The sequence below is a fragment of the Caldicellulosiruptor changbaiensis genome, assembly GCF_003999255.1.
GTDB lineage: Bacteria > Bacillota > Thermoanaerobacteria > Caldicellulosiruptorales > Caldicellulosiruptoraceae > Caldicellulosiruptor > Caldicellulosiruptor changbaiensis.
Genome location: NZ_CP034791.1, coordinates 118,442 through 131,204, shown reverse-complemented (window position 1 = coordinate 131,204; position 12,763 = coordinate 118,442). Strand labels below are relative to the sequence as shown.

Below are 12,763 nucleotides of genomic sequence, written 5' to 3'. Positions count from 1 at the left end.
CCTTTTTTCAAAAAATCTTATTATTCTCTATTTTACCCTACAAATCTTCACATTTTTATAGTAATAAAAGAGAATTTCTTTATAATTTTTCCCCTGCCTTGCAAGGTAGTTTGCACCCCACTGGCTCATACCCAAACCATGCCCATATCCTTTTGTTTTTATTTCAATACCCCTTTGCTGAGGGTATATCCAAAATTCTGTTGAATAAAGCCCAAAGATTGACCTGAACTCATTTCCGTTCATGGTGACATTCCCTACTTTTATTGTCTTTACCCTTTGTGTGTTTGTTCTTTGTAAAACCTTAACCTGGGAAGAAATCTTTCTTGTGTCAAACTTTAAGTTTGGATAAAAATTCTTGATCCTTTTTACAAACTCATCATAAGGAAAATAAAACTCGCCACTGAATTTTGGACATGCCTCTTCACCACGGCTAACAACGCTTTGCAGGTACGGAACGCTCTGCCCAAACACCTCTTTGGCATCTTCTGTTCTGCCACCTGAGGCTGCGTGAAAAAGACTGTCTATAATCTCCCCGTTGTATGCCAAAACCTCGCCTTTTGTTGCCATCACAGCCAAGTATATTTTTTTGTAGTACTTGTCAAAGTTCTTGCCCCACCTTTGTTTCATCTGGTTTATATCGATATACGCTTGGCAGTGAGAATAGTCATCGCAAAGATACACCTTTTGCTTTTCATATCCTTCATGCAGCATCTTTTTTGAAATCTTCCGTGCTGCATATGTGCGGCAAGCAATTGCCTGCGCTTTCAGTGCCTCGGTTGCGAACTCTGCCGGCATCTCAGCTGCAACAGCACCAATAACATACTCTTCTAAAGACATTCTCTCAACTTTTTTTGTGCTTTTTCTGAGTACATTTACATAAATCTGGTTCTTTGAACTGTCACTTTTTTTGTCTTCAAAATTACTTGACACAACCTTGCTGCCCCTATTTTTTGTAGCTGGAACTGGAATCTGAGTTTTTCCAACATTTTGTTTTCCATAGTTTGTCCAGTTTGATAGAATGTTTGCAAAGAGTAAAACTACCACAGTAGCCACCATGAGAAACCTGTCTACAACAAAAACTTTCTTAACTTGCCTTTTCATCACCTTTCTTTTCACTTGCACCCCCAACTTTTAAAACAATTATTGTCACATCGTCTTTGATACCATAGGAATTTGAAATTGCCCATTCAAAGATTTGTTTAGTTGCGCTCTGGGTTGACAAAAACTCATGTGAAGAAAGATAGCCAAGAAGTTCTTTTTGACCATCCTCTCCTAAAAGCTCTAAAAGCCCATCTGAACACATAAATATCATGTCACCCTTTTCAAGTTTGTGATTTATATATTCAAACTGAGTCTCTGTTTCAATCCCAACAGGCAATGAGTTTGAAGAAATTTCAAAAACCCTATTTGCGCGTTTGATATACGTTGGCATTGCACCTGCTTTTAAAAACTCACAAGAAAGACTGAACCTGTCTATGCAAACAATATCAACAGATGCGAATCCTTCGGTGTTTTTGATTGCAAGCAATGAGTTTATAAACTTTAATGCAATTTTCCTGTCAAACCCTAAGCTTGTGAACTTTTTGAGTGCGTCTATTACAATAAAACTGTTTTCTGCGGCAGCCTTGCCTGTCCCCATACCATCTGAGATACAAGCCAAAAACTTGCCGTCTTTTAGCTGCAAAAAGCACACTCTATCGCCATTTACATTCTCTTTGCTTTTTGAAAAGATGGCATAGTCAATTCTCACATTTGGTTTTTTTATGATAGATATAGTATAACCGCCAGTTTGCTTTGGCACCTCTGATATTATTTCAATATCGCATCTAACAATCTCCTTTACAATTTCTTCTATTTCTCTCTTTCGCGGCGGTTTGAATCCTTCTTTAAGCTCAATCTCAACTTGAAAATAATCATCAGCTACCGTAAAATCTACCTTCTCGACTTCATATCCAAACCTGCAAAGCTCAAGTTCTATTTCTTTAGCGGTTCCCCTGTCCTGTTTTAGGTCCTTTTCCACCATCTTTGCAGCATCAACCACAATGTCTTTTATAAGTTCTATCTGGTTTTTAAACGTGCTCTCTTTTTGAACACCCTCGTTTCTCATAAGTTTTGAGTACTTTAAAGACTCCAAAAATCCATTTACAACAACTACAAACTCTTTTGATTTAAAACATATGAATTTAAAAACTTTGATGTCGTTTTCATCAAGCTTTCCCTTCTTCAATATTATATTTTTTATCTCATTTAAGTTATGATTGGTTTGAGTATAACAGTACTGCCAGCACGTTTGAAGATTTTGGCAGCCACTGCAAAGTTTGTGACATGTCTGTTCAATAATATTCTTTGCTTCGTCTTTGCTTATTATAGGTATAACCTTTTGAGAAGAGGTGTCTCCAAAGTTTTCAAGTACAGAGGCAATACCAAAAATTTTTTCCTTAATCATCTTTTGAATCTCCTCCCCTTCATTATTGTTATTAATTAGAATCTTTTCAAGCGGAAATATGCAAAACAGAGCTGAGGCAATCAAAATCTCTCTTAACTTAACAGTTGGGTTTGAGGATATGTAAAATACTGATATTACATATCCACAAAAACCACCCAAAGCTATTCCTATCTTGCCAAAACCTTTCATAACTCCGGCAAGAAGGGCCGCAAACGCAAAGATACACGACATCTCTATGCTGCTTCCCTCTTTTATACTGTCAAGAAGACCAACAACAAACCCCATTGTAGTTGACATTATCATTCCATGGCCAAAAGAGATTGTAAAAAGCAGGATGAAAAATAAAATCTTCTTTATATCCACAACAGAGTCGAATGTGCTGCTAAGCCCTAAAAAGCTAAGAGCCAGAACTCCTATGGTAATAGCCGCCTGCTCGCTTGAAAACTGTTTTTTTGACTCTATAGTGTCAAAAAACCTTTCAAACAAAAGTACAAAGCAGTAGCAAAAAAGTGATTCTAAAAGAAGATACAAAACTTCTGCTGGCACTCCTTTGAATATGCCAATTGAAAGTACTCCACCAACAAATACACTTCCTGCTGCAATTACAGCTCTTATATAGACATTAAATTCAAAAAAATGATTGACAGTAGTAATTACCAGGATTGAAACTACATATTTTAGTACTGAGGACCTGTTTAAAGCTGAAATTATCCCAAAGATGGAAAATAATGACGCTAAATAGTAGATGTAGTCTTTTTTCTTGAAGCTACTGAGATAAGAAGTTGAAAAAAAGCTTGTTGAAAAAAGGTCACACCTTCCAAGCAGAAAGGCCAAAATCAAAAGAAAATATTCTTCTGCATTGAAAAAAAATAGAGTTTTTGAACCTTCTGGCTGTCCCTTCTTTAAATTTTGTCTTTTAAACTCCAAAACCTCTATCTTGTCCAAAGCAAATCAATCTCCCCTCTTTAAAATGATCTTTTGTGTAACATAAAATCTACAACATAAACTGTGGCACTTTGTGTTGTAATCAGAAGGTTTACTAAAACTTTTTTCCGACAAAATCCAAAAAGAAGCCCAAAAATAAAAAAGGTACGGGATTTTTACTCTCCCGCACCTTTAAAAAAGCCCAAAAGCCTTCTCTACAATTTAGCTTCTACGTTTATTTGCCCATCTTCTCTTTTAATTTTTGAAGCTCATCTAAAATATCTGCATCACTATTTTCAAGCTCCTTAAATTTATCTTCTAATGTCTTTGTACTATTTAGAAGCTCTTCTTGAGCCTGTGCCCTTGCTTCTTTCTGCTCTATCTTCTGAGCGTACTTTTCAAACGACTCAAACGCAGATGTATCTGTTAATTTGCTCATTGTGTGGGTAATGGTAATCTGAGCATCTGCCCTTTTTGACTTTGCAATTAGCAAATCTCTTCTTCTCTTTGCTTCTTCAATCTTGTCTTCTAACATCTTAAGACCACTTTTGAGTTTCTCAACCGCCTCATGCTGAGCTTCATATTGTTTCTGGTACTCCTGAGCAAGTCTTTCATGCTCTCTTTTTCTCTTGAGAGCCTCAACAGCAAGCTCATCCTCGCCTTTCGAAACTGCAAGCTCAGCCTTCTTCTGCCAATCCTCGGCTGCCTTCTTGTTCTCCTCAACCTTCTTTTCCAAAAGTTTTTCATCTGCTAAGGCATTTGCAACCTCAGCCCTTGCCTTTTGAAGCTGGTCTTCCATGTCCTCAATGAGCTGATTGAGCATCTTTTCAGGGTCGGCAGCCTTTTCAATCAAATCGTTGATGTTTGCTTTAAGCAGCTGAGCAATCTTTTGAAAAACACCCATTTCAAGTTACCCCCTGTTTTTGAAATTTTTATTTAATCAAAATTTGTAGCACATGATTAGAAGTTGTCAAAAAAGTCATCAAAAAAGTCTTTAAAAGATCTTTTCAAAAAATCCTCTTTTCTGTCAGGAAAGCTTTTTAAAACAATATTTCGTGCAAGGTTTTCGGCCTCAATGTACCGTTTTTTAAACTCATCAAAGTTACACTCATAATAAAGGTCTTTCAGCCTCTCTTTATAACTTTCTAACATATTAAAGTCGTATTTGTTTGATATCCTTGAACTTGCCTTTTCTAAAAAGCTTGAAAAACTCTCTAAAAGCCTTTTGCACTCTGATACATCTTTTTTGAAGTTTGATATCAACATACTCAAAATCTCGAGCTCTTTTTCAACTACTTCTTGTCTTGCACCACTTTGAATAAGTCTTTCTACTTGGTCAATCTTCAGGTCAATTTTGTAAAACTTCATACCAACATTGTCGTATTCTGTCCTAAGCTCTGCAAATTTGTCAACAATGGCTTTGTTGTAAGTTTTCTCATAAGTCTTTTCTTTAAAAAGGTCAGAGTCAAGTTTTGAAAACCTGTCTAAAAACTCTTCAATTAAAATTAGTCTCCCAACATCTTCCGATACTTTTAGCCTTGCCAAAAGCTCATCATATTCCTTTTTGATGTTCTTCGCAAGCCTGGGCAATTTTGCTAAAATCAATGGATACTTTTCTTCAAATTCTTTTGTCACAAAACTAATCAAATTTGTCAAATACTCTTCTTTTTTGTTCTCAGGCAAGTTTTTGTAATATTCTATTTTCTCATCAAGTCTTTTTATACCCTCTATTTTTTCTTTTAAAACATCCTCTGAATAGACAATCTCATATATTTCATTTATTCTACTTTTTAAATCCTGCTTATTTTTAACAGCCTCAAGCTCTCTGTCAATCTTTTCTTTTCTTTCAATCTCTTTTTTCAATATTGTCTCTGAGTTTTTCAAGACCTCTTCTATAAAATCCAAATCATTTTTTATTATTCTGTAGATGTTAAGAAAAGTTTTTAGCTCACTTTCTGAGTAGCTTTTCTTTATCCCATCATAATACTCTTTCAAATAAGTAAAGTTTAAAGTTGCATTGTTAAACCTCTCCTCTACGTCCTTATAGCTCATAGTTAGCTTTAAATACGGCAATTTTTCTTCTGCCTCTAAAATCCTCTTTGAAATATTCTGGAAATACTCCTCAACAAGCTGGAGATTTTTCAGCCTCTCAAACCTTTTTTGCCTTCTTTTTATGATTAAGATTGCTATGAATACAGCACCTATAGCAACAATCAAGGCTAAGATGCTCAAGAATGTTTGAATATAAAACTCTTTTAAAAAGCGAATCTCTACTGAATCTCCATCGAAACTTGAGAAAAATCCTCCCCACATCTTTAAAATCCTCTCTTTTCCAAATAAACATTAGAAATTGAAAATATTTTCTATATTCACTTTCAAATCTTCAAAGGCAGCTGACACAGCAATGCCTGTTTGAGAAAGTGCTATATGTTCAATATATACTCCATTTTCTAAAACGAATATCTGTAGTGATTTGTTGCGCGGATTTACTATCCAGTATTCTAAAACCCCAAACCTACTGTAAAGCTGCATTTTTTTAATATAATCAACCGAAGCAGTTGTAGGCGATAGCACTTCAACAATGAGTTTAGGAACCCCTTTGTAACCTTCATCGGTGATTTTACTTTTGTCACAAATCACTACAATATCTGGCTGAACAACGTGCCTCTCATTTTTCTCTTTGTCCTCAAACACAACATCAAATGGTGATATTACAGGAATACATCCTCTGCCCTCAAAATACCTCATAAATTCAATGTTTAGTTTTGATATTACCATCTGGTGCTCAAAAGAGGGAGATGCCAAATAATAAATCTCACCGTCTATAAACTCTGCTCTTTTCTCAGAAGAAATTCTCAAAAACTCTTCATAGGTACACTTTTTTTTCTCAGCAAACATATTCTAATCACCTTCAATTTTACTCTTCATATATCATTTTAATTGTCATACCGCCATCTACAATTAAGTTTGTACCTGTGATAAAACTGCTCTTTTGTGATGTCAAAAACAAGATTGCATTTGCAATGTCCTCAGGTCTACCTACCCTGCCAGCCGGGTGCTGAAGATGGTCTATCTCGCGCAAATTTGGCTTGTAGCGATACTTTCTTTTTTTGTAAGGTGAGGTTTCAATCCATCCTGGACTTATTGCGTTTACCCTGATTTTCTTGGGTGAGAGTGAAACTGCCAAAGAATGAGTTAGTGCTAAAATCCCTCCTTTTGATGCAGAATAAGGCTCTGTGTTAGGCTCTGACATGAGCGCCCTTGTTGAGGCAATATTAACTATACTACTTCCTTCTTTCATGAAAGGCAAAAGGTACTTTACCATAAGATATGGTGCGCGAAGGTTTACATTTATCACATAATCCCACTCTTCAACTGTTCGCTGTGAAATAGGCTTTGTTGAAGAAACTGCTGCATTGTTTACAAGAATGTCAATCCATTTGTAATTTCGACCAATCTCCTGGCAAGTGCTTTCAATCTCCTCCGCATCTGCTAAATTGCATTCAAAAAACTGTATTTTCCCTTCATACCCTTTGAAAAAATCTTCCATTGCATCCTCAATTGCTTCTCTATCAACGTCAATTGCTGCAACTGCTGCCCCATTTTTAAGAAAAGATAGGGCTGTTACAAGACCAATTCCCTGGGCAGCACCTGTAATAACAACTATCTTGCCCTCAAACTCTGGCATATTTAAAAATTCCATACCCAAATTTCACACCTTTCACATTAAATTTTTAAGCTCTCTGTAGAGCTCAAGAACTGTCTTTTTAAACGCTGGGTGGACAAAATCTGGTGCTATTTCAATCAGCGGCAGGAGTACAAACTCTCGCTTGTGTAACTCCGGATGAGGAATTTTCAAATTCTCTTGGTCTATTGTAGCAGAGTCATAAAATAAAATGTCTATATCAATGTTTCTCGGACCCCATTTAAAAAGCCTTTTTCTGCCCATCTTCTCTTCTATACTCAGCACAAAATCTAAAAGCTCAGCGGGTGAAAGCTGTGTCTTACCCATTACACAGCAGTTTAAAAACTTTGGCTGCTCTACATACCCGTAAGGCTCTGTCTCAATAATCTTTGAGACCTTTTCAATTTCTACCTTTTCTTTTAAATACTCTATTGCCATCTCTATATTCTTCTGCCTGTCACCAAGGTTGCTCCCAAGTCCTAAAAAAATAGTTATCTTCTGTGACACTTTCCATAACTTCCTTCCTTTTGTGCTGATTTATTCTTTTAGCTCTTCAAAAAGCTTGCTAATTCTCTTTTGTCTATTTTCTGTCTCTTTTTTGTCAATTTCTATCAAAAGCACATCTCCTTCTTTTGCACCCTGAGGAATTATGTCAATCGGCACATTTACAATCTTCCCATTTTCAAGCTCAAGTACTGCAAACTTACCTTCAAACCTGTCAATTACAACCTTCATTTTTTATCCACATCTCCTCTCCTTAGCTATTTATAATAGCTTCTGTCATCAAGATTGCTCTTTTGTTCTCTTTCACATCGTGCACTCTTACAAATTCAATCCTCTTTAGTGCACAAATTGTCGAAATTGCAATTGTCCCTTCAAGCCTATCTTGAGGTGGAAGCCCTCCTAACACAGCACCAATTGTAGATTTTCTTGACGCACCAATCAAAATTGGCCTTCCAAGAACTTTGAACTCTTCACATCTTCTTATTATTTCTAAATTGTCCTCAAGCCTTTTCCCAAACCCTATCCCTGGATCTAAGATGATGTTCTCAAGCTCAACCCCTGCTTTGAGTGCCTCATCAATCCTTTTTTCAAAAAACTGCAAAATCTCTTCTATAACATCTTCATAATAGGGGTTTTGCTGCATATCCTTGGGCGTGCCTTTTATGTGCATGATAATAATAGGAACATTATACTCTGCTGCTACCTTGAACATGTCTTTGTCAAATGTGCCACCGCTAATATCATTTATTATGTCAGCACCAGCCTCTATTGCCTTTCTTGCAACAGAGCTTTTATAAGTGTCAACGGAGATTGGAATGTCCTTGCTAACAGTTCTTATTGCTTCAATTGCAGGAATAACCCTCTTTAGCTCCTCATCTTCTGGCACTGGTTCTGAAAATGGCCTTGTTGACTCTCCTCCAACATCAATCACATCTGCCCCGTCTTGAATCATCTCAAGTGCTTTTTGGGAAACCCCAGCCAAGTCAACTCTTGAGCCCTCATAAAAAGAGTCTGGCGTGACATTTATTATACCCATCACATTTGTCTTAAGAAGATTTATGACCTTGTCTTTTGCTTGAAGCATTCTTTGTGAAATAGTAAAATCAGCTTCAAAACTGCACTCAAAACCCTCCTCAGCAAGATAACACTTTGTTCTTTCAAAATTAGACTTTGAAGTTGTGGCAAAGGCAATATCATCTTTTACAACTACATAATAACCAAGGTCTGAAAGAAGCTTTACAAAGTGCGAAACATCTTTGATATTTTCAAATTTTAAAACTACACTATTTGCTCTTTTTTCAAAATCTAAAATCTCCCCTTCATCAAATCCTTTTTGGTACATAATTTTCTTTATATTTGCATCTTTTGAAATAAGTCTCAATTTATTTTCACCACCTTATTGTCACCTCTCCAGTTTGGATTTTTATTTCTCTGCCATCCTGCACACAGATAAGCTCACCATTTTGGCCTATGTCTTTACAAAACGCCTTTTTCTCGCCATTTATGATAATCTCTCTGCCAAGGTTTATGCAATAGCTTTTATACTCATCCCTAAAGTGGGAAAAACCGTACTTTTTAAAATTCTCAAGCTCGTTTTCAAATTCTTTTAAGATTTCAATAATTATTTTTGTCCTGTCAAAGTCCATACCTATCTCTTTCTTTAATGTGGTTGCAATCTCCAGAAGTTCATCAGGAAGGCTTGCTGCATTCACATTAAGACCTATTCCAATGATGACATTTCCCGCACCTTCAATCTCACCTGAAAGCTCTGTCAAAATTCCGCATACCTTTTTGCCATTCAAAAGAATATCATTTGACCACTTGATAAAACTTTGAACTTTATACTTTCTCAAAATCCTGTTGACAATAAGCCCTGTAAAGAGTGTAAGCGGAACCACCTTTTCTATGTCAATGACCTCAAGCCTCAGAAAAATAGACATCTTAACTCCTTTTTCTAAGTCAGTCCAGCTTCTGCCAAGCCGTCCTCTGCCAGCATTCTGTCTCTCTGCATATACAACCGTTGCTGACTTCAAGTTTTCTTGATTTTCTTTTACATAGTTGTTTGTTGAGTCTATTTGCGGAAAATATAAAAAATCCTTGAACAACTCAGACTTTGAGATGAAATCTTCTATCTCCCAAACTCTTATTATGTCTTTGTCAACAAGCTGATAGCCTTTTTTCTTATAAGATGCTATTGCAAAGCCCATTTCTTGCAGGCTCTTTATTCTTTTATTTACTGCCATACGGCTGATTTCAAGTTCTTTTGCGAGATTTTCGCCTGAGACAAAGTCCTCTTCATAGAGTTTTTTTAATATGTATATTGACTTTTTGTCCATGGCTTTTAAAAAATCCCTTCCTTTTTGAAGAATCAGATTTCTTTGTTTGGAGGCTTCTTTTAAACTTATTAATTTTGTTCGCTTTTTAGTTTCAAAAGCCCCTCTTTGCAATACCCCAACGAAAACCATTCACAGCTTCTGCAGATATCTTCAAATTCTTGGGTTGAGAGCTTTTTTATAACTTTGTAAATCTCACTTGGCAAAACATTGTCAAAATTGCTAATACCGTTTTTGCAAAGAAACTCCCTAAGCTTTACATCAAAGTTTTCCACCTTATCTTCTGCTGTGCAAATACCATCCACAAGTCTTGGACATTTTTGGCATATAACATCTGGGTGTGTGACAAGTATGACTTTTTGGCCTTCAGTAAAAACCTTCTCATACACCTTTCTAAAATTATCCACAAACTCCTTGTTATAACCAAGTCCTCTAAAGCCAAGAAAACACAAAAGATGGTGAAATCTTAATTCTATCATGAAACTTGACTTATAACGCCTACAATTGATTTAATTTAATTATACCACTTTCACCCAAAGTACAAAATTACATTTGAGACATTTGCCTCAAATCTTCCAAAAATTGGTTAAATAACAAAGGTACTTGTTCTATCAAGCTTTTGTTAAATATTTTGATTTTGCCAATGTCCTCAAAATATTTTTTCTTTAGTTTATCCCATCGATGCTCAATAATTTTAATTTTTGGATAAATCAATAAAAAATATTGTTTTAACTTGGTTTTTCTCTCTCTGTAAACAATCGTAATATCTACTATATCACGAATTTTTAAATTTTCAGCCCTATAAAAAAGTTTTTTGACAATTATTTCCTCTGGTGTTTCAAGCCGCACCTTTCTGCCATTAATTTCCATAATTTGACAATAATCTTTGGTTAAGTATGGCGCAACGACAAAATCTATTTCTCCTTCTGGAAACCTTAGCTTTACAAAATTAGATGCCTCAGTATAATCATCTACTATTCCTCTTGCCACTTCGTTTAGCCGAGGAGAGAGAAATGGAAGATATTGTGCTTCAGTTAAAAAGATATCAATATCTTTGCTTTCTCTATGGTGAAAGTACAAAGAAAGAGCTGTACCGCCACCAAATGTCCATTCTTCTTCAGGTATTTTTGCACAGTCCAGAATAAGTAGCGCCTTATTAAATAATTCAGATAACATCTCGCAACATCTCCTCTAACTCTCTATTGGGATATAATTCTTTTACAAAAGATTCATAGTACTGTAATAAAATATTCTCATCAATCTTGTATTTTATAACAAATCGCATAATATCCTCCAGTGGAACATCGGTAAAGAAGTTATATATCTGCACAGAAAATTCTTCCTTGAACTCTTGATTTTTTATCATATCTGCAAGTTCTCTTTCGGTAAGGTAATTTACTGTCTGGGCATTGAGTGTAGTCTCTATCATCTTTATCACCCCTAAAGCTTTATGAAATTATACACTCTCTTATATGTCATAAGTCCAGAGGTCAAAAACATTTTGCTGCACAGGCTCCTAAATAATAATCTCTGAACCTTTTTGTTCTTTTTATATAAATTTCTCTTGTCTTGATTATATACTTTCCTGAAAGTTATATTCAATATAAAATGAATGAAGTCATTGTCTATGTTTATTTAATATTTAATTATAGCGGTTTATAATTACACACTTGTAGTTTTTATCTTTTTTGCATGTATATCCATTTTGACTAAAAGTCGTTTCTGTCGACCTCCAATGGCAATTTTTTAAGATTTAAATTGTATTTGGTTTCACCGTGGCAGAGTAAGGTCTTGTTCAGATTATTAGCAGCTGCCGGATAAACCAAAAGAGTTGAGGTGCTTATATTCCTTGCCTTTTCTACATTAAATTGAGTTATCCAAGCTCTTTAATGGTTTGTAGCCTACCTTTTGGGAACTTAGATATAAAAAGTAAAATCATTTTTCTCAAAACCACCTCAGCTTAAGGTCAAGGTGGTTTTATATTGCCAAGAATATTTATATTTCATTGAAATTTAAATTTTTATGTATTAAAATAGTTACACTGCTGATTTTATCAATCCATAGTCTCTTGCTTGTCATGCTTTAAAATTGTGGCATAAAAAGAATTTTACTTTTTAGCAAAAACACTTTTCTTCACTGGATGTTAAAACTGGTAGGGTGATAAAATGAAAAAAGCCAAATTCAAAGTTGTAGAAAAATTTGTCAGCATCGAAGGAGAAGGAATAAGAAGCGGGTTTCCTGCTATCTTTTTGAGATTTGCAGGGTGTAATCTGAACTGCTCTTATTGCGATACAAGGTATGCCACACAAAACCCTGACTATGAAGAAATAACACTTGACCAAATCCTTGAATATGTTAATTCAATAGGTTTTAAAAGGGTTACGCTAACTGGTGGCGAGCCTTTAATACAGCCTCACATACACGACCTTATTGATAGCCTTATTAAAGAAGGTTTTGAAGTTAACATTGAAACAAATGGCTCTGTTGATATAAGATATGTCAACCGAAATGCTATTATCACAATGGATTACAAATGTCCATCAAGTGGAATGGAAGACAAGATGTTATTAGAAAATATTAAATATCTTGGAAAGTCTGACGTTTTGAAATTTGTTGTTGGAACAAACCAGGATTTAGAAAGAGCTTTTGAAATAATTCGGTTATTTGAACCTTCATGCAATATCTACTTCAGTCCGGTGTATGGAAAAATTGAACCAAAAGAAATTGTGAGTTTTATCCTATCACATAAACTTCAAAACTGCAGAGTGCAGCTTCAGCTTCACAAGATAATCTGGCCAGATAGAGAAAAAGGAGTTTAAAAATAGCCCAAAACAAATAACAAAGGGCTGGACGTTTTAGATTTTCAAAGCT

General features: G+C 35.4%; 14 protein-coding genes. 1 reads left to right on the top strand and 13 read right to left on the bottom strand.

What is annotated here, in order from left to right; all coding sequences use genetic code 11:
* Window positions 1-27: 27 nt before the first annotated feature.
* The 13 genes from spoIID to ELD05_RS00525 form a co-directional block, all read right to left on the bottom strand.
* The gene (spoIID, locus tag ELD05_RS00585) at window positions 28-1,101 is read right to left on the bottom strand and encodes a stage II sporulation protein D (RefSeq protein WP_241243547.1); all 1,074 of its coding nucleotides are present in this window, start codon (window positions 1,099-1,101) and stop codon (window positions 28-30) included.
* The gene (locus ELD05_RS00580; protein WP_127350918.1) at window positions 1,085-3,391 is read right to left on the bottom strand and encodes a SpoIIE family protein phosphatase; all 2,307 of its coding nucleotides are present in this window, start codon (window positions 3,389-3,391) and stop codon (window positions 1,085-1,087) included. The genes spoIID and ELD05_RS00580 overlap by 17 nt, the downstream gene beginning before the upstream one ends.
* Before the next feature lie 214 nt (window positions 3,392-3,605).
* Entirely contained in the window at window positions 3,606-4,274 is a 669-nt protein-coding gene (locus ELD05_RS00575) for a PspA/IM30 family protein (protein ID WP_127350917.1), read from the bottom strand.
* Between the two features lie 56 nt (window positions 4,275-4,330).
* Window positions 4,331-5,683, bottom strand: a complete 1,353-nt coding sequence (locus ELD05_RS00570; RefSeq protein WP_127350916.1) for a coiled-coil domain-containing protein — start codon at window positions 5,681-5,683, stop codon at window positions 4,331-4,333.
* Between the two features lie 30 nt (window positions 5,684-5,713).
* Window positions 5,714-6,268, bottom strand: a complete 555-nt coding sequence (locus ELD05_RS00565; RefSeq protein ID WP_127350915.1) for a Uma2 family endonuclease — start codon at window positions 6,266-6,268, stop codon at window positions 5,714-5,716.
* A 19-nt stretch (window positions 6,269-6,287) separates the two neighbouring features.
* On the bottom strand, window positions 6,288-7,073 hold the full coding sequence (locus ELD05_RS00560; protein ID WP_127350914.1) for an SDR family oxidoreductase: 786 nt from the start codon (window positions 7,071-7,073) through the stop codon (window positions 6,288-6,290).
* 18 nt (window positions 7,074-7,091) lie between these two features.
* Entirely contained in the window at window positions 7,092-7,562 is a 471-nt protein-coding gene (folK, locus tag ELD05_RS00555) for a 2-amino-4-hydroxy-6-hydroxymethyldihydropteridine diphosphokinase (RefSeq protein WP_127350913.1), read from the bottom strand.
* Between the two features lie 30 nt (window positions 7,563-7,592).
* The gene (locus ELD05_RS00550; RefSeq protein ID WP_011915726.1) at window positions 7,593-7,790 is read right to left on the bottom strand and encodes a DUF3006 domain-containing protein; all 198 of its coding nucleotides are present in this window, start codon (window positions 7,788-7,790) and stop codon (window positions 7,593-7,595) included.
* Between the two features lie 22 nt (window positions 7,791-7,812).
* A complete protein-coding gene (gene folP, locus ELD05_RS00545) occupies window positions 7,813-8,940 on the bottom strand; it encodes a dihydropteroate synthase (protein ID WP_127350912.1) in 1,128 nt (375 codons plus the stop codon).
* Between the two features lie 7 nt (window positions 8,941-8,947).
* Window positions 8,948-9,895: a biotin--[acetyl-CoA-carboxylase] ligase gene (locus tag ELD05_RS00540; RefSeq protein WP_127350911.1), complete on the bottom strand. Its 948-nt coding sequence runs from the start codon at window positions 9,893-9,895 to the stop codon at window positions 8,948-8,950.
* Between the two features lie 68 nt (window positions 9,896-9,963).
* On the bottom strand, window positions 9,964-10,371 hold the full coding sequence (locus ELD05_RS00535) for a DUF1284 domain-containing protein (RefSeq protein ID WP_127350910.1): 408 nt from the start codon (window positions 10,369-10,371) through the stop codon (window positions 9,964-9,966).
* A 67-nt stretch (window positions 10,372-10,438) separates the two neighbouring features.
* Window positions 10,439-11,068: a nucleotidyl transferase AbiEii/AbiGii toxin family protein gene (locus tag ELD05_RS00530; protein WP_127350909.1), complete on the bottom strand. Its 630-nt coding sequence runs from the start codon at window positions 11,066-11,068 to the stop codon at window positions 10,439-10,441.
* Window positions 11,058-11,321, bottom strand: a complete 264-nt coding sequence (locus ELD05_RS00525; protein WP_011915721.1) for a hypothetical protein — start codon at window positions 11,319-11,321, stop codon at window positions 11,058-11,060. Before ELD05_RS00525 ends, ELD05_RS00530 begins: the two co-directional genes overlap by 11 nt.
* Window positions 11,322-12,057: 736 nt before the next feature.
* Here ELD05_RS00525 and queE point away from each other — a divergent pair.
* On the top strand, window positions 12,058-12,711 hold the full coding sequence (queE, locus tag ELD05_RS00520; protein WP_127350907.1) for a putative 7-carboxy-7-deazaguanine synthase QueE: 654 nt from the start codon (window positions 12,058-12,060) through the stop codon (window positions 12,709-12,711).
* The last annotated feature ends 52 nt before the right edge of the window (window positions 12,712-12,763 follow it).